The 22,002-nt window shown below is 66.0% G+C and carries 15 protein-coding genes; 8 read left to right on the top strand and 7 right to left on the bottom strand.

Annotation, left to right across the window (positions count from 1 at the left end):
• The first annotated feature begins 4 nt into the window (after positions 1 to 4).
• Complete coding sequence (locus tag H9K76_RS21780; RefSeq protein WP_187597343.1) at positions 5 to 1,504, top strand: efflux transporter outer membrane subunit; 1,500 nt, start codon at positions 5 to 7, stop codon at positions 1,502 to 1,504.
• Between the two features lie 106 nt (positions 1,505 to 1,610).
• On the opposite strand, the gene H9K76_RS21775 is transcribed toward H9K76_RS21780, so the two are convergent.
• Positions 1,611 to 4,517, bottom strand: coding sequence for a DNA topoisomerase III (locus H9K76_RS21775; RefSeq protein ID WP_187597342.1), 2,907 nt, complete (start codon positions 4,515 to 4,517; stop codon positions 1,611 to 1,613).
• 96 nt (positions 4,518 to 4,613) lie between these two features.
• Between H9K76_RS21775 and H9K76_RS21770 the strand changes: the two genes are divergently transcribed.
• The 3 genes from H9K76_RS21770 (at position 4,614) to H9K76_RS21760 (ending at position 7,072) form a co-directional block, all read left to right on the top strand.
• Entirely contained in the window at positions 4,614 to 5,300 is a 687-nt protein-coding gene (locus tag H9K76_RS21770; RefSeq protein WP_187597341.1) for an SET domain-containing protein, read from the top strand.
• Positions 5,297 to 6,196 (top strand): biotin--[acetyl-CoA-carboxylase] ligase, encoded by a 900-nt coding sequence (locus H9K76_RS21765; protein WP_187597340.1) that lies wholly within the window; start codon positions 5,297 to 5,299, stop codon positions 6,194 to 6,196. The genes H9K76_RS21770 and H9K76_RS21765 overlap by 4 nt, the downstream gene beginning before the upstream one ends.
• Before the next feature lie 90 nt (positions 6,197 to 6,286).
• Positions 6,287 to 7,072 (top strand): SPOR domain-containing protein, encoded by a 786-nt coding sequence (locus H9K76_RS21760; RefSeq protein ID WP_187597339.1) that lies wholly within the window; start codon positions 6,287 to 6,289, stop codon positions 7,070 to 7,072.
• Between the two features lies 1 nt (position 7,073).
• Here H9K76_RS21760 and H9K76_RS21755 read toward each other — a convergent pair whose 3' ends face one another.
• The 3 genes from H9K76_RS21755 to H9K76_RS21745 all read right to left on the bottom strand — a co-directional run bounded on the left by H9K76_RS21755 (position 7,074) and on the right by H9K76_RS21745 (position 10,848).
• Positions 7,074 to 7,934: an N-formylglutamate amidohydrolase gene (locus H9K76_RS21755; RefSeq protein ID WP_246475192.1), complete on the bottom strand. Its 861-nt coding sequence runs from the start codon at positions 7,932 to 7,934 to the stop codon at positions 7,074 to 7,076.
• A 143-nt stretch (positions 7,935 to 8,077) separates the two neighbouring features.
• The gene (locus H9K76_RS21750) at positions 8,078 to 10,375 is read right to left on the bottom strand and encodes a xanthine dehydrogenase family protein molybdopterin-binding subunit (RefSeq protein ID WP_187597337.1); all 2,298 of its coding nucleotides are present in this window, start codon (positions 10,373 to 10,375) and stop codon (positions 8,078 to 8,080) included.
• Positions 10,375 to 10,848, bottom strand: a complete 474-nt coding sequence (locus tag H9K76_RS21745) for a (2Fe-2S)-binding protein (protein WP_187597336.1) — start codon at positions 10,846 to 10,848, stop codon at positions 10,375 to 10,377. The genes H9K76_RS21750 and H9K76_RS21745 overlap by 1 nt, the downstream gene beginning before the upstream one ends.
• Positions 10,849 to 11,079: 231 nt before the next feature.
• On the opposite strand from H9K76_RS21745, the gene H9K76_RS21740 reads away from it, so the two are divergent.
• A complete protein-coding gene (locus H9K76_RS21740; RefSeq protein ID WP_187597335.1) occupies positions 11,080 to 11,658 on the top strand; it encodes a nucleotidyltransferase family protein in 579 nt (192 codons plus the stop codon).
• Here the strand turns inward: H9K76_RS21740 and H9K76_RS21735 are convergent.
• Together H9K76_RS21735 and H9K76_RS21730 are read right to left on the bottom strand one after the other, a co-directional pair.
• Positions 11,650 to 13,119 carry a sensor histidine kinase N-terminal domain-containing protein gene (locus tag H9K76_RS21735; protein ID WP_187597334.1) on the bottom strand — a complete coding sequence of 490 codons (1,470 nt, stop codon included), beginning with the start codon at positions 13,117 to 13,119 and terminating at the stop codon, positions 11,650 to 11,652. The two genes, H9K76_RS21740 and H9K76_RS21735, sit on opposite strands and share 9 nt — an antisense overlap.
• Before the next feature lie 103 nt (positions 13,120 to 13,222).
• Positions 13,223 to 13,897, bottom strand: a complete 675-nt coding sequence (locus H9K76_RS21730) for a response regulator (RefSeq protein WP_187597333.1) — start codon at positions 13,895 to 13,897, stop codon at positions 13,223 to 13,225.
• Positions 13,898 to 14,112: 215 nt separating this feature from the next.
• Here H9K76_RS21730 and H9K76_RS21725 point away from each other — a divergent pair, with 215 nt between their 5' ends.
• From H9K76_RS21725 to phnY, 3 genes are read left to right on the top strand one after another with little or no spacing between them, the layout of a single operon-like run.
• Complete coding sequence (locus H9K76_RS21725) at positions 14,113 to 14,841, top strand: phosphonate utilization associated transcriptional regulator (protein WP_187597332.1); 729 nt, start codon at positions 14,113 to 14,115, stop codon at positions 14,839 to 14,841.
• Position 14,842: 1 nt separating this feature from the next.
• Positions 14,843 to 16,075 (top strand): phosphonoacetate hydrolase, encoded by a 1,233-nt coding sequence (gene phnA / locus H9K76_RS21720; protein WP_187597331.1) that lies wholly within the window; start codon positions 14,843 to 14,845, stop codon positions 16,073 to 16,075.
• Positions 16,076 to 16,087: 12 nt separating this feature from the next.
• Positions 16,088 to 17,527: a phosphonoacetaldehyde dehydrogenase gene (gene phnY, locus H9K76_RS21715; RefSeq protein ID WP_187597330.1), complete on the top strand. Its 1,440-nt coding sequence runs from the start codon at positions 16,088 to 16,090 to the stop codon at positions 17,525 to 17,527.
• 160 nt (positions 17,528 to 17,687) lie between these two features.
• On the opposite strand, the gene H9K76_RS21710 is transcribed toward phnY, so the two are convergent.
• On the bottom strand, positions 17,688 to 21,974 hold the full coding sequence (locus H9K76_RS21710; RefSeq protein WP_187597329.1) for a DUF11 domain-containing protein: 4,287 nt from the start codon (positions 21,972 to 21,974) through the stop codon (positions 17,688 to 17,690).
• Between the last annotated feature and the right edge of the window lie 28 nt (positions 21,975 to 22,002).

The following is a 22,002-nucleotide window of genomic DNA, read 5'->3' as shown; positions in this document are numbered from 1 at the left end:
CACCATGCCGCAAAGAAGCCGCCGTGCCATCCGGCGCCTGCTCCACCTGTCCGTGGGCGCCATCGCGCTTGCTGCCTTGGCTGCCTGCAGCACCCGGCCCGTGGGCCCCGACTATGCCGTGCCGGCGGACGCCGTGGCCCTGCGGGTTCATCCCGGCCAGTCGTTCGCGAGCGCGGGCGATGCCACGCTTGCGAATGAAAAAAACCTGCTCGTCAGCAACGCGCCCCTGCCCGACCACTGGTGGCACCTCTACCGCGACGCGGAGTTGAATGCGCTGATCGAAAAGGCGTTGCAGCACAACACCGACCTGCGGCAGGCGCTCGCCAACCTGGAGCGGGTGCAGGCGGTCGAGCAGGAGATCGCGGGCAGCGCGAGACCCAGCCTCAGCGTGGGCGGCGGCCCGAGCTACGGCCATGTCTCGGGGCTCTCCGTACTGGCCCCAGGTCATGTTCCGTCCAACGCCTTCGGCTACTCGGCCAACGCAGGCATCTCCTACCAGATCGACCTGTTCGGCCAGATCCGCCGCGCCATCGAGGCCGCGCAGGCCGGCACGGATGCGGCGCAGGCCGCTGTCGACCTCACACGCGTGAACGTCGCGGCCAGTACCGCGCGCGCCTATGCAGCCGCCTGCACCGCGGGGCTGCGGCTTGACGTCATGCAGCACTCGATCGCGCTGCAGACCCAGTCCGCGGACATCTCCCGGCGCCTGCACGACGCGGGCAAGGTGGGCTCCATCGATGTGCAGCGCGCGCTGGCGCAGGTGGAGCAGCTCAAGGCCGAGCTGCCGCCGCTGCATGCCTCCAGGCAGAGCGCGCTTTTCCAACTGGCCACGCTCACCGGCGAGCAGCCGCAGGACTTTCCACGCGAAGTGCAGCAATGCCACGAGGCGCCGCGGATCGCGGACACGATCCCGGTCGGCGACGGACAGGCGTTGCTGCGCCGCCGCCCCGACATCCGCCAGGCCGAACGCCAGCTTGCCCAGGCCACCGCGCAGATCGGCGTGGCGACGGCCGACCTCTACCCCAGGATCTCGCTCGGCCTGTCCGCCGCCTCGGCGGGCCGCATGACGGGGCTGGGCAGGGGTGACACCTTCAGCTGGAGCCTCGGCCCGCTGATCTCATGGAGCATCCCGGTGAACGGTGTCGCGCATGCCCGCATCGCGCAGGCCGAGGCCGGCGCGAAAGGCGCGCTCGCCAGATTCGACGGCACGGTGCTGAACGCCCTGCGCGAGACCGAAACCGCGCTCACCCATTACGCCCGCGAACTCGACCGCAACGCCCACCTCCAGGCCGCGCGAGAACAAAGCATCCAGGTGGCCGAGGAGGCACGCAAGCTGTATGCGAATGGCAAGACGGGCTACCTGGAAACGCTCGACGCCGAGCGCGTGCTGGTCAACGCGGACTCGGCGCTGGCCGCGTCGCAGGCCCATATCGTCGACGAGCAGCTCGCTCTGTTTCTCGCGCTCGGCGGCGGGTGGGGAGTGGAGGACAGCGGCAGCCACTGACATGGCTCGCCCCGTTCTTGAGAACGTCAACACGTTCCGAGAAAAAAAAGCCACAGCCACCCCCTCCAGGAAGTGGCTGCGGCTTCGATCCGACCGGTGAGATCGATCAGCTCACGTGCTTGCCGACGATGCCCGCGATCTCGAACATCGTCACCTTGTCCTTGCCGAACACCGGGCGCAGCTTCGTGTCCGCGATCACGGAACGCTTGTCTGCGGGATCCTGCAGGTTGTGCTCCTTGATGTAGTCCCAGATCTTCTTGACCACCTCGGGACGCGAGACGGTGCCCTCCCCGATCACGGCGGCGAGCTCGGCGCTGGGCTTGAGCGTGCCGGCGGCCGGTGCCTTCTTGGCTGCGGCCTTCTTTGCAGCGGGAGCCTTCTTGGCGGCAGCCGTCGTCTTCTTGGCCGCAGGCGCCTTGGCGGAGGCTGCGGCGGAGGTCTTGCGCGGCGGGAACTTCGAGTCGCGCTTCTCGAACTCGAAGTTCACCTTGCCTTCGGCAGCGTCCCAGACCAGGAAGGCCTTGAATGCGCGGCGCGTGCGCATGCTCACGAACTTGTCGAGCAGGTCGGTCTTGCCGGTTTCGAGCAGCTTGTGCATCTGCGCGCGCTCGATGGGCTGCTGCAGGATGATCTTGCCGCTCTTGAACTTGCAGCTCGGCGTGGCCTGCTCCAGCGTCGGCACCGACTTGCTGCAGACGTAGTTCGCGCCATGCTCGTACACGGGCGCACCGCAGACGGGGCATTTGCCCAGGCTTTCCTGCCCCGAGAAATCGATCAGCTCGCCCGACTCCTCGTCGGCTTTGTCGTCGCCGAAATCGAACTCGAGCTTGTAGTTGTTGTTCTCCTCGTCGCGCACGATGGCCACCTCGGCGGTGAACGGCCAGCCTGCCTTGGAGCGGAAGCCCTCCAGCGGGCCGATGCGACGATCGCGCAGCAGCGCTTCGGCTTCCGCGGTCTCGAAGGTGCGCCCCGCGGGCGATTTGGTGAACGAGAAACCGCAGCCGTTGCCATCGCCCTGCTTGCCGGTGCAGGCAAAGCGGCGGTAGTTTTCCTTGACGACGCCACCGCAGTTGGGGCACGGCGTCTCCAGGGTGGCGTAGTCGCCCGGAATGGTGTCGCGGTCGTATTCCTTGGCCTTCTTGACCAGCTTCTCCGTCATGGACTGGATCTGCTGCATGAAGGCTTCGCGCGAGAGCTGGCCCTTTTCCATCTGGGAGAGCTTGTACTCCCACTCGCCGGTCAGGTCGGCGCGCGAGAGCTCCTCCACGCCGAGGCCGCGCAGCAGCGTCATGAGCTGGAATGCCTTGGCCGTGGGAATCAGCTCCCGGCCCTCGCGCAGCATGTACTTCTCGGTGATCAGGCCTTCGATGATCGCCGCGCGCGTGGCAGGCGTGCCCAGGCCCTTTTCCTGCATGGCCTCGCGCAGTTCGTCGTCGTCGATCTGCTTGCCCGCGCTCTCCATCGCGCCGAGCAGCGTGGCTTCCGAATACCGTGCCGGCGGCTTGGTCTTGAGGCCCTTGGCCTCGGCGTGTTCGGTGCGCGGCGTCTCGCCAGGCTTCACCGCAACGAGCGGCTGGCCCTTCTCGCCTTCCTTCGCGCCATCGACCTCGTTGGCCGCTTCCTTGCCGTAGATCGCAAGCCATCCGGGCTTGACCAGCACCTTGCCTTCGGTCTTGAAGCTGTGGCCCACCACCTGGCTGATGCGCGTGGTCACCTGGTACTCGGCGCTCGGGAAGAACACCGCCATGAAACGGCGCACGACCAGGTCGTACAGCTTCTGTTCGGCGTCCGACAGGCCGGAGGGTGCCTGCGTGGTCGGGATGATGGCGAAGTGATCCGATACCTTGCTGTTGTCGAAGATGCGCTTGCTGGGGCGCACGTAGTTGTCGTCCAGCGCCTGCTGCGCAAACGGCGCGAGATGGCGCATGCCGCTCGTGGCCAGCATGCCGAAGGTCTGCTTGGCGACCGGCAGGTAGTCCTCCGGCAGCGCGCGCGAATCGGTACGCGGATAGGTCAGCGCCTTGTGACGCTCGTACAGGCTCTGCGCAAGCGCGAGCGTGGTCTTGGCGGAGAAGCCGAACTTGCCGTTGGCCTCGCGCTGCAGGCTGGTCAGGTCGAACAGCAGCGGCGACGCCTGCGTGGTGGGCTTGGATTCCTCGGTCACCGTCGCGGGCTTGCCGCGCACGGCCTCGGCGATCGCCACGGCATCACGGTGGTTCCAGAGGCGGTCGGCCTTGGCTTCCGGGTCCTCCGACTTCTTCCACTTGGGATCGAACCACTTGCCCAGGTAGTCACCCGCCTCGGCATTGAAGCCGGCGTGCACTTCCCAGTAGTCGCGGCTCACGAACTTGCGGATCTTCTCCTCGCGCTCCACCACGAGCGACAGCGTCGGCGTCTGCACGCGCCCCACGGTGGTGAGGAAGAAGCCGCCATCGCGCGAGTTGAACGCGGTCATCGCGCGCGTGCCGTTGATGCCCACCAGCCAGTCCGCTTCCGAGCGGCTGCGCGCGGCGTTGGCCAGGCCCTGCATCTGCGTGTCGCTGCGCAGCTGGTTGAAGCCGTCGCGAATGGCCTGCGGCGTCATGCTCTGCAGCCACAGGCGCTTGACGGGCTTGCCGAGGCCGCCCTTGGCGCCCCCCGCGTACTGCTCGATCAGGCGGAAGATCAGCTCCCCTTCGCGGCCCGCGTCACAGGCGTTGATGAGTTCGGTGACGTCCTTGCGCTTGGCCTGCTTGACCACGGCATTCAGGCGCGTCTTGGTCTTGTCCACGGGCTTGAGGTCGAAGAACGGCGGAATCACGGGCAGGTGCGCGAAGCTCCACTTGCCGCGCTTGACGTCGAACTGCTCGGGAGCCTGGATCTCCACGAGGTGGCCGACGGCGCTCGTGACCACGTAGCGCTCGTTCTCGAAATATTCGTCGTGCTTGTCGAACTTGCCGGCAACGGGCGTGAGGGCGCGCACGATGTCCTGTGCGACCGACGGTTTCTCTGCAATGACCAGCGTTTTATTCATTTGATGTGGGTTGGCCTTTACGGCGCTTCTACAATTCGGCTTCACGCGCGCACGCGCACGCATGTGTACATATTCAAAGTAACAGAGTTTTCCACCATGGCCCGCAACGCACCCTCCAATATCCCGACCATCGCGCCGGGCCGCCGCATCCAGACACGCCAGTCGGGCGTGCACGGCAAGGGCGTCTTCGCAGTGCAGGACATTGCGGAAGGTGAAGTCATCATCGAGTACGTAGGCGAGATCATCGACTGGCAGACGGCCCAGGATCGCCATCCCCACGACCCGAAGCAGCCCAACCACACGTTCTACTTCCATGTGGACAAGAACCGCGTCATCGATGCCAAGCACGGCGGGAATTCGGCGCGCTGGATCAACCACAGCTGCGACCCGAACTGTTTCGCGGACGAAATCGATGGACGGATCTTCATCACCGCCCTGCAGAACATCCACGCAGGCGAGGAACTCAACTACGACTACGGCCTGATTATCGAAGAGCGTTATACCCCGAAACTCAAGGCCGAATATCCCTGCTGGTGCGGGAGTAGCAACTGCCGCGGCACGCTGCTCGCGCCCAAGCGCGGCTGGGTGCCCAAGGGAATGGAGCCTGCCGGCAAGAAGAAAAAGGCCGAGAAACCCGCCAAGGACGCCAAAGCGGAATCAAAAAAGATAGCAAAATCCGGCAAGAAGGCCGACAAGGCCAAGGCATCCGCACAGGACAAAGCCCCCAAAAAGGACAAGAAACCACGCAAGGTCAAGGGCGGCGACCGAGGCGGCAAGCAGTGAGCACCCGCGCCCCCATCCGCTGGCCCGCCGAAGCCCTGTGGCAGGCCATCGTGGCCGACGTGCCGGACTTCACCATCGAGGTCGTGCCGACAATCGACTCCACCAACACCGAGCTCATGCGCCGGGCGCGTGCCGGCCGCTGCGAGCCCATCCTGCTCGTGACCGAGGAGCAGACCGCGGGCCGTGGCCGCCTGGGCCGCCCCTGGCAAAGCGCCGAACCGTCGGCGGAGGCGGCCCTGCAGGATGAGCGCGGCCCTGCCTCGCTGATGATGTCGCTGGGCCTGCCGCTGCGCCCCAAGGACTGGTCCGGCCTGTCGCTCGCCGTGGGCGTGAGCGTCGCGGACAGCATCCAGCCCGAGATTCCGCGGCCGGGCAGCAGCGTGCCGCGCGTGGGCCTCAAGTGGCCCAATGACCTGTGGCTGGAAGGCGACCGCAAGTTCGGCGGCATCCTGGTCGAGACCGCCAGCTTTGTGGCACCCCAGGGCATGATGACCGGAGATGAACAAGGCAACCTGCGCTATGTGGTGGTGGGTATCGGACTCAACGTGCTTCCGCGCCCGGGCGACGGGATGACGACGCAGCCCGCCTGCCTCGCCGAGATCGATGCACGCTGGACGGCTCCCGAGGCGCTGCAGGCCGTGGTTCCACCGCTGGTCAGAACCGTTCTTTCTTTTGCACGCACGGGCTTCGCCCCCTTCAGGCCGCGCTTCGCGGAGCGCGATCTGCTGCGCGGGCGCGCGGTGAACCTGAGCAACGGCGAAAGCGGCGTGGCCAGCGGTGTCAGCGATGACGGCACCCTGCTGGTGCAGACGACCACGGGACTGCAGCCCATTACCAGCTCGGACATCAGCGTGCGCCCGCAAGGCCAGCCGCTGCCGGGCGAGAACAGGCCCTGAGGGCGTGCTGATGATCTCGACGCGGGTGCGCGGGCCGGTGAGGAGCCGCCCCATGACCATGACAACGACAGACAGGGAGATTCCGACCACATGCTGCGCATCGCCGTACTGATTCTGGTGCTCGCCAACGCGGGCTACTACGCCTGGTCGCAAGGCATGCTGCGCGGCATGGGCTGGGGGCCCGCGATCCAGTCGGAGCCGCAGCGGCTCCAGCAGCAGATCGAGCCGCAGAAGATGCTGGTAAAGCCCGTGCCCCCCGCCACGCTGACCACCGAGGCAGCGGCATCCCCGGCACCTTCCGCCTCGCTTGCCGCCTCGGTGGCGGCATCGTCCCCCGCATCCACCGGCACGCCACCTGCCTCCGCGGCCAGCTCCACAGCCCCAGCCTCCTCACCTGTGGCCGCCGCTCCCGCCAGCGCACCGCAGCGCACGGTCTGCCTGCAGGCCGGCTCGTTCGACGAGCACCAGGCGCAGGCCCTGCGGGCCGCGGCCCAGAGCACCCTGTCGGGAGCCGACTGGAAACTCGAATCCACCAGCGTCGCGGGCCGCTGGATGGTGTACATGGGCAAGCTGGCCGATGACGAGGCCGTTGCCAGGAAACGCAGTGAACTGCGCGCCCTGCAGATCGACTACGACCGTCCCGGCCCGAGCTTCGAGCCAGGCCTGTCGCTGGGCCGCTTCTCCACCGAGGAGGCCGCTCAGCGCGCACTCACGCAGCTCACCAGCAAGGGGGTTCGCACCGCCCGCGTGGTGGTGGAACGCAAGGAAGCCACCACCTACATGTTCAAGCTGCCCGCCGTCGACGATGCCCTGCGCGCCAGGCTGGGCGGCATGAAGAGCGCACTGGGCGGAAAAGCGCTGCAAGGCTGCAGCTGAGTCATTTCTCCCGGGGATCCGTGGCCAGCAGCATGTCCACCAGGTCGCGCAGGTCCTTCTTCAGCCTGTCAAACCCAGGCTGCGAGATCGCCAGCGTTTCCTCATCCATGTAGATGCGGCGGTTGATCTCGATCTGGATGCTGTGCCGGTCCTGCTCCGGCTTGCCGTAGCGGCGCACCAGCTCGACCCCCTTGTAGGGGTGGTTGTATTCCACGTCATAGCCGCGCGCCTTCAGGAAATCGCAGATCCGCCGCGACAGCGCGGGTGACGACGTGCTGCCGTCCCGGTCGCCGATCACGAAATCGGCATGCGCAAGCCCCGGATGCAGCGTCGCATGGCTTGCCGCCACCGACGGCATGGAATGGCAGTTGATGTGGATGCTGTATCCGTGCCGTGCGTGGGCCTCGTCGATCGCGCGCGCAACGGCGTCGTGGTAGGGCACCCAGCATTGCGCGATGCGCTGCTGGCCCTCGGCCACCGACAGCTGGCGGTCGTAGATCGGCCGACCGTCGTCGGTGCAACGCCAGATCAGGCCCTTGCCCAGGCGCACCTTCTGCAGCACGACCTCGTCGCGCGTGACCTCATGCGGCCACGCCGCATCGAACAGGTCGACGTCGATCTCGGTGGTGTCGCGGTTGGCGTCCAGGTAGATGCGCGGGAAATGCGCCTCCACCCAGGCCGCCCCCAGGTCTGCCGCGAAGTCGTAGAGCTTTTCCACGTGCGTGTCCTCTGCCTGGCGCAGCACGGACAGCGGCAGGGCAGAGCGAAAGTCGGCGGGGTAGTCGGTGCCGCTGTGCGGCGAATCCAGCACCAGGGGTGTGCTGCCTTGCCTGGCAGTGAATCGGGGAGAGTCGGCAGTCATGATCGGATGTCTCGCTTGGAAGCTCGGTGCCATGCAGCGGGCCGGCAGAAGGCCGCAGGCCGCGTCAGGCGCAGGTGTCGATCAGCATAACGCGAGTCCTCCGCGACTTGGCACAAGCAAGGTTATTCCCTCCCGCCCCTCCTTCAACCCACCTTGCGGATCGGCAGGTCGCGCATGCGCTTGCCCGTTGCCGCAAAGATCGCATTGGCAATCGCGGGCGCCACGGGCGGCAGCGGTGGCTCGCCCACACCGCCAGGCGGCAGGTCCAGGCGGTCGGCGTTCACCATGTGTGTGCGAATCGCCGCGGGCGCTTCATTGTGGCGCGCCACCAGGAAGTCGTTGAAATTGGACTGTTTCACCGCGCCCTTCTCGAACGAGATCTCGCTCATCAGCGCGATGCCCATGCCCATGACGACGGCTCCCTCCATCTGGTTGCGGATGCGCTCCGGCGTGATCTGCGGGCCGCAGTCGATGGCCATGTCGGCCGCAATCATCCTGACCTCCCCCTGGTCGTTCACCTCCACCTCGATCACCGTCGCCACATAGGACAGGAAGCTGTAGCAGAAAGCCAGCCCGAGGCCGCGTCCCTTGGGCAGCTTGCGCCCCCATTTCGCCCCCTTGCATGCGGCCTCGATCACGCCGCGCAGGCGGCCGGTGTCGAACGGATAGCGCTTCGGTGACTCCGAATAGTTCCAGCGGTCGGAGAACGCCTCGCCGGGATCGAGCCGGCGCGCGGGACCGATGAGCTCGAGCGCATAGGCCTTGTGGTCCTTGCCCGCACGATGCGCCAGCTCCGCGATGAAGCATTGGGTCGCGTAGGCATGCGGGATGTTGTAGACCGAGCGGAACCAACCGATGCGCGTCATCGCCGGTACGCGGCCCGTTTCGACGCGCAGGTTGGGAATCCGGTACGGCACATTGATCGCCCCCATGCCCACCTCGCTCGCGCCCTCGCCCTGTGCGCCCGAATCGAACAGCGAGCCGATGGTCGGCGCCACGGTACGGTGCAGCCACGATGTGGGCATGCCATCGGGGCCGAGGGCGGCCTCGAGGCGCTCCAGCGACACCGCGTGATAGAAATCGTGCTGGATGTCATCCTCGCGCGTCCACACCACCTTCACCGTGCTGCCTCTCATCGCATTGGCGATGATCGCCGCCTCGGTCACGTAGTCGGCCTTGGACTTGCGGCCGAATGCACCGCCCAGCAGCAACGGCTGCAGCGTGATGTGGGAGCGGTCGATGCCCAGCACCTTCGCCACGCCGTCCAGTGCGTTCTGCGGATCCTGCACGCAGGCCCAGATGCGGCATTTTCCGTCCTCACTGATCTGCACGGTGGCCGAGGGCGGCTCCATCGAGGCGTGCGCGTGGTGCGGAATGTAGTACTCAGCGGCCACGCGCTGCCTCTCGCCGGCCTTTCCCCAGGCGGCCGCCACGTCGCCCTGATTGCGTACCGCCTTGCCGGGCTCGCGCGCGGCCTTCTCCAGGGCCTTGCGGTATTCCGTGGAGTCGTAGCCATCGTTGCTGCTTGCATCCCACTCCAGCTTGAGCGCCTTGCGGCCCTGCATCGCCGCCCACGTGTTCTTCGCGACCACGGCCATGCCGCCCAGCGGCTGGAATGCCGGCGACCCCCGGTAGGCGGGAATCTCCACCACCTTGAGCACGCCAGGCACCTGCATCGCCGCCTCGGTGTCACGGCTCTTGAGCCGCGCGCCGAGCACGGCCGGACGCTCGATCACCGCATACACCATGTCCTTCGTATGCTGGTCGATGCCGTACACCGCGCGGCCACGACCGATGTCCTCCATGTCGACCGCATGCACCAGGTCCTTCCCGATATAGCGGAACTGCGCCGCCTTCTTCAGCGAACGCCGATCGGCAGCGGGCACGCTCTGCCGCATCGCATCGGCCGCCAGTTCACCGTAGCCGAGCCGGCGTCCCGTCCGTGCGTGGACGACCTCGTGCCTGTCTGCCCTGACCTCCGCCACGGGCACGGACCAGCGCGCCGCGGCCGCCGCCTCGAGCATCTGCCGCGCTGCCGCCCCCACGCGCCGCATCGGCCACATGAAATGGCGCACGCTGCGCGAGCCATCCACGTTCTGGTTGCCGTAGCGCGCCTCGTCTGCCACGGCCTGAACCACCTTCACGCGGCTCCAGTCGGCCTCCATTTCGTCCGCGACGATCAGAGGCAGGCTGGTGCGCACGCCGGTCCCCATCTCCACGCGGTGCGCGGTGATGGTGACCATGCCGTCGCCCGCGATCTGCACGAACACGAGCGGGTCATCGACGGTGCCGCCGGGCATGGAGTCGGCGCCGTATTTCCGCCCCTCCTCCTCCGCCGCGAAAACCTCACCCTGGCGGGTGACGGCCAGCACGAAACCCGTCGCTCCCACAGCCAGTACGGTGCGGCGGCGAAGCACGGGGGTCTGCATCCTGGTCATCATCACTTGCTCCCCTTCGCCAGTTCGCCCGAAGCGCGCCTGATGGCCGCATGGATGCGATGGTAGGTGCCGCAGCGGCAGATGTTGCCGCTCATGGCCGCGACGATGTCATCATCGCTGGGCGAGCGGTTGGACTTGAGCAGCGCCGTGGCGGACATGATCTGGCCCGCCTGGCAGTAGCCGCACTGCGCCACGTCGGTTTCGAGCCAGGCCTTCTGCACCGCACGGCCGATGCTGTCGTCCTCCATGCTCTCGATGGTGCTCACCCGCTTGCCGGCAACCGCCGAGACCGGCGTGACACAGGCACGAATGGGAGCGCCATCCAGGTGCACGGTGCAGGCTCCGCACAGCGCCATGCCGCAACCGAACTTGGTTCCGGTCATGCCGAGTTCGTCGCGGAGCACCCAGAGAAGCGGCGTGACAGGATCGGCTTCGATGGAGCGGTCCTGCCCGTTGATGGAGAGGGAAGTGGGCATCGTGGAATCTTTCTTTCAGCCGCCCGGGGACGAGCGCCCGCCATGATCAAGCCTTGCATGCGCGACCGTCAACGGCGCTGCGCGTTCACAGGAATTTGTCTTACACGGCACCGTCGCACCGCGCCACCGCTTGCCCGAGGGTTATGAAAGAATGACGAAACGATGTGCTCCCATGGCACGGCGCCGCCCGCCGGGCCTTTCGCATCCTGCCTTCCCACTGCAGCGAATACCATGTCCTCCTTGCCAATGCTCCTGATCCTCGCCGCCGGCAGCGGCTCGCGCTTCCTGGCGTCGGGCGGGGCCTCGCACAAGCTCGCCGCGCGTATTGGCGATGCCTCGGTGCTCGAGCATGCCATCCGCAACGCGGAGGAATCAGGCCTGCAATGGCACGTGGTGAACACGGGCGAAGGCGGACCGGGCATGGGCGACTCGATCGCCGCCGGTGTGCGGGCCACCGCCTCCGGCAACGGCTGGCTGGTCATTCCGGGCGACCTGCCGCTGGTGCGGCCGCGATCCCTCGTGCGGGTCGCATCGGCGCTGGCCCTCGCCACCGATCATGATGTCGTGGTGCCCCGCTTCCATGGCATGCAGGGGCACCCGGTCGGCTTCGTGCAAGGCTTGCGGGAGCAGCTCCTCGCGCTGTCGGGCGACAAAGGCGCCTCCTCCGTCGTGCGCGCCGCGCGAGAGCGGCATCGCGTGCTGGATCTGGAGCTGGACGACGAAGGCATCGTCACCGACGTCGACACCGTCGATGACCTGCGGCACGCCGAGGCACTGTGGCGCAGCAGAACAGGTGCCTCGTCAGGCTGAGCTTCGGTCCTTGCCCGCCGACTCGGCCAGCGCCACGAACTGCACGCTGAATTTCGCGCCGGGCACCGTTGCTCCCGGCCGCACATCCTCCAGCCGGACCTCCGCGCCATGCTGGCGTGCGATCTCGCGCACGATGGGCAGGCCCAGGCCCGAGCCATCGGCCTCGGTGCCCAGCGCCCTGTAGAAGGGCTGGAACACCAGTTCGCGCTCGGCCTCCGGCACGCCAGGGCCAGAATCCTCCACCTGCACCATCACCACCTTGCCGAAGGTATCGGCCAGCACGCGCGCCGTGACCACCCCCGGCCTGTCGGGTGCCGAGGGCGTGTAGTTGATGGCGTTGTCCACGAGGTTGCGCACCAGCTCCTTGAGCAGCGTGGCGTTGCCCTCCATCAGCACGCCGGGAGCGCGCGGCTCCGCCCCCTCGTAGCCCAGGTCGATGCCTTTGTCGAGCGCGCGCGGCACGCTGTCCTGCACCACATCGATCACGAGCCGCGCCAGATCAACGGGCTGGCGCTGCAGGCCCGAGGTGCTGCCGCCCTCCGCGCGCGCCATGGACAGCAGCTGGTTGACCGTGTGTGTCGCACGGATCGAGGAGCGGCCGATCTGCTTGAGCGAAAGCTTGAGCTCCTCGGTGCTCGTGCCTTCGCGCTGCGCCAGGTCGGCCTGCATGCGCAGGCCCGCCAGCGGCGTCTTCAGCTGATGCGCCGCATCCGCGAGAAAGCGCTTCTGCGTGGCGATGGATTCGTTGAGCCGGCGCAAAAGGTCGTTCACCGAATCGACGAGCGGCGCCACTTCCATCGGAACCGCCTTGTGGTCCAGCGGCGAAAGATCGTCGGGCTTGCGCGCGCGAATGCGCTCCTCCAGCAGGTGCAATGGCTTGATGCCGCGCGCCAGCGCCAGCCACACCAGCAGCACCGCCAGCGGCAGGATGACGAACTGCGGCAGCATCACGCCCTTGATGATTTCGGTGGCCAGCACACTGCGCTTGGAGCGCGTCTCGGCCACCTGGACCAGCGCAGCCGGGGCATCGGGAAGCGGCACGCGCACCCAGATGTAGGCAATGCGGATGTCCACGCCGCGCATCTCCGCATCGCGCAGCCGCACCTCGCTGGAGAACGGCACCTCGTCCTCCGGCGGCCTGGGCAGGTCCCGCTCACCCGAGAGAAAACGCCCGTCCGGCGCCAGCACCTGGTAGTAGACGATGTCCGACTCGTCGGCCCGCAGGATCTCGCTCGCGGGCTGCGGCAGGTTGAACTGCACCTTGCCGTTCTGCAGCGTGACCAGCTGCGCAAGCGCCTGCGCGTTGTATTCGAGCGCCCGGTCGAACGGCTTGTTCGCCAGGCCCTGGGCGACCAGCCAGGTCAGCGCCAGGCTCACCGGCCAGAGCAAAAGCAGCGGCGTGAGCATCCAGTCCAGGATCTCACCGAAGAGGGAACGCTGCTCGCGCTGGAAGATCTTCAAGGCGGGGCCTTCAGGGCGGTGTGGAGAGCCAGTATCGGGCGCCAGTCATTCACGAGGCTGACAGCTCGGCTGACAGTTCGCGTCGTGCCGACGTACGTGCCGCTCACCCCGGTATTTTCTCGAGGCAGTATCCCAGCCCGCGCACGGTGGCGATGCGGATCGGACCCTTTTCGATCTTCTTGCGCAGGCGGTGGATGTACACCTCGATGGCGTTGTTGCTCACCTCCTCGCCCCACTCGCACAACCGCTCGACCAGCTGGTCCTTGCTCACCAGCCGCCCCGCGCGCTGCAGCAGCACCTCCAGCAGCCCCAGCTCGCGAGCGGAGAGCTCGACCATCTTGCCCTCGATCGTCGCCACCCGGCCGGTCTGGTCATAGGTGAGCGGCCCGTGCTTGATGACGCTGCTGGCGCCCCCCATGCCGCGCCGCGTGAGTGCGCGCACGCGGGCTTCCAGCTCCTGCAGCGAGAACGGCTTGGCCATGTAGTCGTCCGCCCCGTAGTCGAGCCCCTGCACGCGCTCCTCCACGCTGTCGGCGGCCGTGAGAATCAGCACCGGCATCGCCGAGCCACGGCTGCGCAGGCGCTTGAGCACCTCCAGGCCGTGCATCCTGGGCAGGCCCAGGTCGAGGATGAGCAGATCGAACTCGTTGTTCGTGAGCAGGGCCGAGTCGGCCTCGGAGCCATTGGCGACATGGTCCACCACGGCCCCGGATGCTCGCAGCGTGCGCAGCAGGCCATCCGCAAGAACCTGGTCATCTTCCGCTATGAGAATTCGCATGCCTGTCTCCTGAGCCTGTGTGAGGGAACCTGCTCCGGGTCGGCCCCGCAGCAGATGCGGTGCAGCGGACGATCGGACGGTACTCTGGCGAAATTGTAAGACCGGGCATCGACGCACCCCATCCCGGACGTACGCCCTGCGCATGCGCACATTGTCACGAAACTGTAAATTAAAAACTGTTGACAGTTTGCAATTCAGATTCAACAATGCACTTCATGGACCACAGCAAACCCTCCTCCGCACTGGCCTTCCTGCAATCGAGCTCGCTGCCCATGCTTGTTCAGGAAGAAATCGAGCGCCTCATCATGACGGGCGAACTGCCCGTCGGAAGCCGCATCAACGAAAGCGACATGGCAGCGCGCTTTCATACCAGCCGCGGGCCCGTGCGCGAGGCGCTGCGCTCGCTCGAGGAAGCCGGGCTGCTGCGCACCGAAAAGAACCGGGGCATGTTCGTGCGCGAGATTTCGTTCGAGGAAGCCGACGAAATCTATGAGCTGCGCGAAGCGCTCGAAGAGGTGATCGGCCGTCGCGTTGCGCGCAGGATCTCGCCGGATGGCGTGGCCCGGCTCAGGGCCATGATCGACGCCATGCGCGTGGCGGCCCAGGCGGGAAACCTCGAACACTACGCCCAGCTCAACCTGCAGTTCCACGACATCCTGCTCGACACCGCCGGCAGCGGCAAGCTCACGGAAACCTACCAGCGCCTGATCAAGGAACTGTCGCTGTTCCGCATGCGCGCGCTCGACGACGGCGGCGGCCTGCGCGTATCGGTCGACGAGCACAGCCAGATCGTCGAAGCGATGGCCTCGGGCGATGCGGAGCGCACCGCACAGGCCATGCGCCAGCACGTGGCCGACAGCCGCGCACGCATGCACAAGGCCATGGGCCGCACCGCCCCGGCCGACCTGTCCACCTCTTCCCCCTCTTCCTCCAAGAAAGCCTGAGATGACGACTCCCCAGACCATCGAGGTCAACAACCGCCACTATCGCTGGATGCCGCACCCTGTCGTGGTGGTCTGCGTGGATGGCTGCGAGCCCGCCTACCTGGATGCCGCCGTTGCCGCGGGCGTCGCACCGCATCTCGCGCGCATGCGTTCGCAAGGCGCAGACCTGCTGGCCGATTGCGTGGTGCCCTCGTTCACCAACCCCAACAACCTCTCGATCGTCACCGGCGCGCCGCCCGCCGTCCACGGCATCTGCGGCAACTACTTCTTCGACCGCGAGCTCGGCGAGGAAGTGATGATGAACGACCCCAAGTACCTGCGCGCCGGCACCGTGCTGGCGGCCTTCGCCGACAAGGGCGCCAAGGTTGCCGTGGTCACCGCCAAGGACAAGCTGCGCAAGCTGCTGGGCAAGGGCATGGAGGGCATCTGCTTCTCCTCCGAGAAAGCGGACCAGGTGACCCTGGAAGAGAACGGCATCGCCGATGTGCTCGGTCTCGTGCAGATGCCCGTGCCGTCGGTCTACAGCGCCGAGCTCTCGGAATTCGTGTTCGCCTCGGGGGTGAAGCTCATGGAAACGCGCCGCCCGGACCTGATGTACCTCTCCACCACCGACTACGTGCAGCACAAGGCCGCACCCGGCTCCGAGGCCGCCAACGCGTTCTACGCGATGATGGACAAGTACCTCGCGCAGCTCGATGCCATGGGCTGCACCATTGTGCTCACTGCCGACCACGGCATGAACGACAAGCACGATGCAAGTGGCCAGCCGCAGGTGATCTACCTGCAGGACGTGCTCGATGACTGGTACGGAGCGCAGAAGGCACGCGTGATCCTGCCGATCACCGATCCTTATGTCGTGCACCACGGAGCGCTCGGCTCGTTCGCCACTGTGTACGCACCCGACGCCGCGACGGCCGGCGAGTGGATCGCGCGCCTTGCGCAACTTCCCGGCATCGAGTTGGCCCTGACGCGCGAAGAAGCGGCCAGCCGGTTCGAGTTGCCCGCCGACCGCATCGGCGACATCGTTGTCGTGAGCGAGAAGAACACCGTGGTCGGCACATCCCGGAGCCGCCACGACCTGTCGGGCCTGGACGCACCGCTGCGCTCGCATGGCGGCGTCTCCGAGCAACGCGTTCCGCTGATCTGCAACCGCCCCATCTCGGGGCTCGCCGCCGGCCGTCGGCTGCGCAACTTCGACGCGCTCGATCTGGCGCTCAACCATGCCGCAGCCTGAGGAAACCCAGCCATGACCACCACTGCCTCCAGCCTGCGGCACGAAACCCTGCGCATCGCGGGCGAACACGTCGAAACACGGGAGCGTATCGACGTCACCTACCCCTACACCGGCGAAGTCATCGGCACCATCGGCAAGGCCACGCTGGAAGACGTGCGCCGTGCGTACCGCATTGCGCGCAGCTACAAGTCCAGGCTCACGCGCTACGAGCGCTACCAGATCCTCATGCGCGCGGGCGAGATCATCGCCTCGCGCCTCGACGAGATCTCCCGGCTCATCACGCTCGAATCGGGCCTGTGCCGCAAGGACTCGCTCTACGAGGTGGGACGCGCCTCTGACGTGCTGCTGTTCGCGGCCAACCAGGCGCTGGTCGATGACGGCCAGGTGTTCTCCTGCGATCTCACGCACCATGGGAAGAGCCGCAAGGTCTATACGCTGCGCGAGCCGCTGCAGGGCGTGATCACCGCGATCACGCCATTCAACCACCCGCTCAATCAGGTGATCCACAAGATCGCCCCCGCCATCGCGACCAACAACCGCACGGTGCTCAAGCCCAGCGAGAAGACCCCGTTCACCGCATACGTGCTGGCCGACATCCTGTACGAGGCCGGCCTGCCGCCTGAAATGCTCAGCGTGGTTTCCGGCGACCCGCGCGAGATCTGCGACGAGATGCTCACGAGCGACGACGTGGACCTGGTGACCTTCACCGGCGGCGTGCCGATCGGCAAGTACATCGCGGGCAAGGCGGTCTACAAGCGCCAGATCCTGGAGCTCGGCGGCAACGATCCGATCATCGTGATGGAAGACGCTGACATCGAGGAGGCCGCCACGCTCGCCGCCAGCGGCAGCTACAAGAACAGCGGCCAGCGCTGCACGGCGATCAAGCGCATGCTGGTGCATGCATCGGTGGCCGACCGCTTCGTCGATCTGCTCGTCGAGAAGACCCAGGCCCTGAAATATGGCGACCCGATGGATCCGGATGTGGACATGGGCACGGTCATTGACGAGGAGGCCGCGATCTATTTCGAGACCGTGGTGAACGAAGCCATCGCCGCCGGCGCGACGCTCAGATGCGGCAATGTTCGCAAGGGCGCCCTGTATTCGCCGACGGTGCTCGACAACGTGACACTCGACATGCGCGTGGCCCGCGAAGAAACCTTCGGCCCGGTCTCGCCCGTGATCCGCTTCGGCTCCATCGAGGAGGCGATCCGGCTCTCGAACGGCACGGCCTTCGGCCTGTCCTCGTCGATCTGCACCAACCGCCTCGACTACATCACGCGCTTCATCAGCGAGTTGAACGTAGGCAGCGTCAACATCCGCGAGGTACCGGGCTACCGACTTGAGCTGACACCGTTCGGCGGCATCAAGGATTCGGGCCTGGGCTACAAGGAAGGCGTGCTGGAAGCCATGAAGAGCTTCACCAACACCAAGACGTATTCGCTGCCCTGGTAGCAAGGACAACCCGCAGGCCTGACCTTGCGGGTTGCACGCGGGCAGAAGACTCGAGGAGTCCCGCACAAAAAAGCGCCCCGGGCTCGGGAGCCAGGGGCGCGATTGGCAGACTGCCAGGCAGTCAGCGGTGCCTCGGCTGGTTCAGCCGGGCATCTCCATGTCAGCCACGGCGGCGACGCATGGAAGTACCTCCCACGACGAACGTGGCCAGGCCCAGCAGGATCAGGCCCAGAGTGCCGAGCGCCGGGACGGGCGTCAGATTGCCGTCTGGCGGCACCTTGCCCGAATTGCCGTTGTCATCGCTCTTGGGAACCTTCGTGGTCGCCGAGCCCGTGTTGTTGCCCGGGTTCGTATCACCCGGGGTGCTCACCGTCGCGGTATTGACCAGGCTGAGCGGGCCTTCCACGGTGGAACCGACCTCTGCCATGATCGTGAAGGACTGGGTGGCATCCTTGGCGAGCGGCCCGACGGCGCAGCTCACGGTATTGCCCACCGCCGTGCAATCGGGCGACGACACAAAGTTCACACCAGCGGGCAGTGTGTCGGTGATTTCGCCGGCCTTGCTGGCCGAGGGGCCGTGGTTGGTCACCACCAGGGTGTAGACCAGGGGATCGGTCGCCCGGGCTTCGCTCTTGTCCACCGACTTGGCAAGCGACAGATCCACCAAGGCCACCGGCACGTCCTTGCGGCTTTGGTTGTTGGGATCCTTGGGATCGCCCAGATTGCTGACAACCGCCGTGTTGGCCACCATTGTCTGGCCATCGGCAAGCGCGGTGACCTTCACGCGGAAGCTGAAGTCCACCGACTCACCCGCCTTCAGGTTCGCGATCTCGCAGCTCAGCTCCCGCGTTGCGGCCGCGTAGCTGCAGCCTGCGGGCTCGTTGCCGACAAGCTCGACACCCTCCGGCAGTTCGTCGGTCAGCATGGCACGGCCGTTCACCAGATCCAGCGCGGGAACCTGTGCAGGATCCTCCTCGTTCTTCACGGTCAGCGTGTAGGCGATTTCATCACCCACCAGCACGCCCTCGGCGGGGTAGCTCGCATCCTTGGTGACGGACAGGTCGATGTAGCGGATGTCGCTTGGGTCCGACACCTGCGCCGGGTCGTAGGTGGATGTGCGATCCGTGGTCTGGTTGTTGGCATTCACATCCAGCGCGGGCAACTGCTCCACGTCCGCACTCACCGAGGCGGCATGGTAGATCGTGCCCACCGGGCGGCCATCCTTCAGTTCCTTGGGCTTCATGGTGAACTTGATCTGCACCGACTCACCCGGCGCGAGCCAGGGGAAGTCGCAGATCAGCGGCCCCGTCGTCGCACCCGCCGCAGGAACCGTGGTGCAGGCGCTCAGATCCATCACATGCCCAGCCTGCGAAGAGGTAATGCCGTCCAGGGAGATGAACTCGAACGTTGCCGTGGAGTCCGGTTGCGCGAATTGCTCGGTCATCCTCACGCCGGTGGCGTAGGAGGTGGACGCGGCATTGTTGGTCACCGTGATGGTGTACTGCGTTGCACCGGTGTCGAGCGGAATGCCGTCGTGGGTGTGCTTCATGTTGATCAGCACGTCCACCTGAGGCGCATCCAGGGTCACGCGTGCACTGGCATCGTTGTTCGCATCGTTGATCTCGGGCGTTGCCGTGCTGACATGGACTGCGTTGTCCAGTTGCGATGGCGCGTCCTTGGTCACGGAGCGCAGTTGGTAGGTCACGTACCGCTGATCATTCAAGCCGAACGCAACGCTGTCATTCCATGCGCACACCAGGTGCGTGTACGTAGCATCAATCAACTCTCCCACGACGATGGCTTTGGCGCTACTGCCTCCGTCCGTCAATCGGCAGGAGCCGCCGTTGTCGCTGAATGCCGGGAGCTGCACCCAGATCGCGCCCACGGGCAGAACGTCTTCCAGCTTGACACGCCGCGCCGCCGATGGACCGGCATTCTTGGCCGTCAGCGTATAGGTGATGGGCTGGCCCGCCGCGGCGGAGCCCTGCGGGTTCGGCACCTTGGTCACGGTCATGTCGGTCCGCGCTTCCAGGTCCAACGTCACCGTGGCACTGTTGGGCTTGCCCTGTGCGTATTCCGCGGTGTCGGAAGAGCGAACGTTGGCGGTGTTCGAGATCGTGTTGCTCTGCGTGCCCGCAGCAGCAGGATCCACCCATTGGCGTGCCTTGATGACGATGGTGTAGACCAGGGTGTCGCTGACCGGCAGGTTGTGCAGCGTACAGGCCACCTGCGAGGCGGTGTCCGCGTTGGTATTGCTCAGCGTGCACAGATCGGCGCTGGGCAGGGGGATGGGAAGTCCCGTGAGTTCGGGCATCTGGACCTCTGCGGTCAGGTAACGACCGCTCTGCGTGTACAGCGGCACATTCTCTGCTCCCAGCGCGGTTGCCCTGGCAGTGTTGATCAGGTTGTTCACCGTGTCGGTCACGGTGACGGTTCTGGCCGTCTGGGTCGATTGACCGGCCACCGGGTTGTTCATGACCTGCAGCGTATAAACGACCTCCGATCCCGAAGCGTTGTTGCCGTGGGGATAGACCGGCGTATGTTCTGCCGCGGGGGTGAGCAGCCGGTCCTTGGTGATGGAGAGATCAGCCACCAGTCCGGACAGGTTGACCGAAGGCTTGTTGGTCAGGGTAGTCACTTGCGTACGACCTTGAACCCCCGTCAGAGTCGCCTGATTCTCGATCTTGGCAAACTCGCCGTTATTCAGGTGCGGCCTGACATTCAGCCTCAGCGTGCTGGTCGCGCGCGCATCCAGGCCGGTGTTCAGCGTGCAGGTAATGAGCGCGCCCAGCGTGCTGGACGTCGCGGGAGTGCAGCTCCACGGAGAGTCTGCGGGCACCACGCCGAGGAACTCCAGACGCGGGTCGAGCTGGTCGGTGATGGTGATGGTCTGGCCCGGCCGCACGTTCAGCGGTCCGTTGTTCGTGACGGGAATGTTGTAGAAATAATCCTGGCCCGATGCCACCACCGAGGCGCTGGCCGTCTTGCTGATCGCCAGATTGAGCTTGTCGGTGACCGTCATCTTCGCCGACGACTGGTTGTTGTCGAGATCACTCGTTGCGGACTCGTTGGGTACGCTCAACACGGCCTGATTGACCAGGGTGGCACCCTCGGTGGCCCCATTCAGCGTGGCCTGAGCCACCAAAGCCTGGATGACGAGGTTCGGAAACGTCGCGGGATTGGTATTGCCCAGCGTCAGGTTGCCGCCGTAGGTGCAGGTCACCTGCTGGCCGGCTGCAGAGCAGCTCCAGTCCGGGCCCGTGAAACCGGTGTAGCTCACCCCGGCCGGGAGCGTGTCGGTCACGGTTATGCCGTCCGGGCTCAACAACCCGGAGTTGCGGCTGACCTTCAAGGTGTACTCCACCGGCACGTCGCCCGTCGCGTCCATGTCGAGCGTCGGCGTGTTGACCGTTTTGATCAGTGCCATGTCCAACTGCTGGTTGGGCTGAACGTTGATCGCCGTATTGGTCGTGTTGTTCGTCCAAACGGACTCGGCAAACTCGTTGCCCCCTGCATCCAGCCCCTTGATGGAGGCTTGTGCGGGCACTTGGCCCGAGCCGACTTGCACCAGCGCCGGGAAGGTCAATGCAGGCAGGTCGCCGCCCTTGGCAATGCTGGTTCCCGCCGGAACGGTATAGGTGCAGTCCTGGTAGGGCGTTGGAGGGCTGGTGGTGGCATCTGATCCTGGAGTGCAGATCCATCCGTTGCCTGTTGGCGATCCCTGGAACTGGGTGCCCGTGGGCTGCGCAAAACGCACAACGGCCTTTTCCCCTTCCTTCAACGGGAAGGCGTAGGTGGAGTCCGCGTTGCTGGCCACGACCTGGTAGTTCACCACGGCACCCTGGGTGACCGTGGAGTCATTGGCCGGAGCGGCAATGCGCACGGCCAGATCAGCACGCTCGTAGGTCGTGATGCCGCGCGCAATGCCGTTGTTGTTGCCGGCGTCGATGTCGCTATTGCCCGCCACGGGGGCGGTAGAGGCGGTGAATGTCCAATCGGTTCCGCGCGTTGGCAGCAGCACCTTGAAATCCACATTGACGAAGTCTGCAGAGTCCACTGCGGGCAGGGTGCACTCAATGCTGGCGTTGCCTGCAGTGATGACGGTGCCGGGAGCCGGTGCCGCTGGACACCACGCGGGAGTAACACCTTGGAAGATCGCTCCCACGGGCAGCTTTTCGGTCAGCGTCACGTTGCTCAACGTCCCGCTGCCCCCATTGATCTTGACCTTGGTCCGCAGAATGAACTGTCCGCCGGCAGGGCCGTTATCGACTGTGTTGCCGCTGGTGCCCGTCTGCTCCAGAAAGACGTCCTGATTGACCAGCACGTCATAGTTTGTTGCAGCCTGTGCCCACAAGGGGGACAGCCCGGCCGCAAGAAATGCGGCCAGCTTCCAGCGGGAGCTTCCAGCGGAGGACAACGGTGGGGGCTGCTGGCCCGCATTCTTCATGCAAGGCTCCGACAGCTCGGCGCAACGG

Origin of the sequence: Diaphorobacter ruginosibacter (genome assembly GCF_014395975.1) — a bacterium.
Taxonomy (GTDB): domain Bacteria; phylum Pseudomonadota; class Gammaproteobacteria; order Burkholderiales; family Burkholderiaceae_C; genus Diaphorobacter_A; species Diaphorobacter_A ruginosibacter.
The sequence above is the reverse complement of the archived record's forward strand: the minus strand, read 5'-3'. Positions and strand labels throughout refer to the sequence as shown.

Bases quoted from the DNA above. Each gene is read 5' to 3' on its own strand.
- H9K76_RS21730 (WP_187597333.1), bottom strand. From the start codon at position 13,897: ATGCGAATTCTCATAGCGGAAGATGACCAGGTTCTTGCGGATGGCCTG.
- H9K76_RS21760 (WP_187597339.1), top strand. From the start codon at position 6,287: ATGCTGCGCATCGCCGTACTGATTCTGGTGCTCGCCAACGCGGGCTAC.
- H9K76_RS21780 (WP_187597343.1), top strand. From the start codon at position 5: ATGCCGCAAAGAAGCCGCCGTGCCATCCGGCGCCTGCTCCACCTGTCC.
- H9K76_RS21775 (WP_187597342.1), bottom strand. From the start codon at position 4,517: ATGAATAAAACGCTGGTCATTGCAGAGAAACCGTCGGTCGCACAGGAC.
- H9K76_RS21710 (WP_187597329.1), bottom strand. From the start codon at position 21,974: ATGAAGAATGCGGGCCAGCAGCCCCCACCGTTGTCCTCCGCTGGAAGC.
- phnY (WP_187597330.1), top strand. From the start codon at position 16,088: ATGACCACCACTGCCTCCAGCCTGCGGCACGAAACCCTGCGCATCGCG.
- H9K76_RS21725 (WP_187597332.1), top strand. From the start codon at position 14,113: ATGGACCACAGCAAACCCTCCTCCGCACTGGCCTTCCTGCAATCGAGC.
- H9K76_RS21755 (WP_246475192.1), bottom strand. From the start codon at position 7,934: ATGACTGCCGACTCTCCCCGATTCACTGCCAGGCAAGGCAGCACACCC.
- H9K76_RS21770 (WP_187597341.1), top strand. From the start codon at position 4,614: ATGGCCCGCAACGCACCCTCCAATATCCCGACCATCGCGCCGGGCCGC.
- H9K76_RS21740 (WP_187597335.1), top strand. From the start codon at position 11,080: ATGTCCTCCTTGCCAATGCTCCTGATCCTCGCCGCCGGCAGCGGCTCG.
- phnA (WP_187597331.1), top strand. From the start codon at position 14,843: ATGACGACTCCCCAGACCATCGAGGTCAACAACCGCCACTATCGCTGG.
- H9K76_RS21745 (WP_187597336.1), bottom strand. From the start codon at position 10,848: ATGCCCACTTCCCTCTCCATCAACGGGCAGGACCGCTCCATCGAAGCC.
- H9K76_RS21750 (WP_187597337.1), bottom strand. From the start codon at position 10,375: ATGATGACCAGGATGCAGACCCCCGTGCTTCGCCGCCGCACCGTACTG.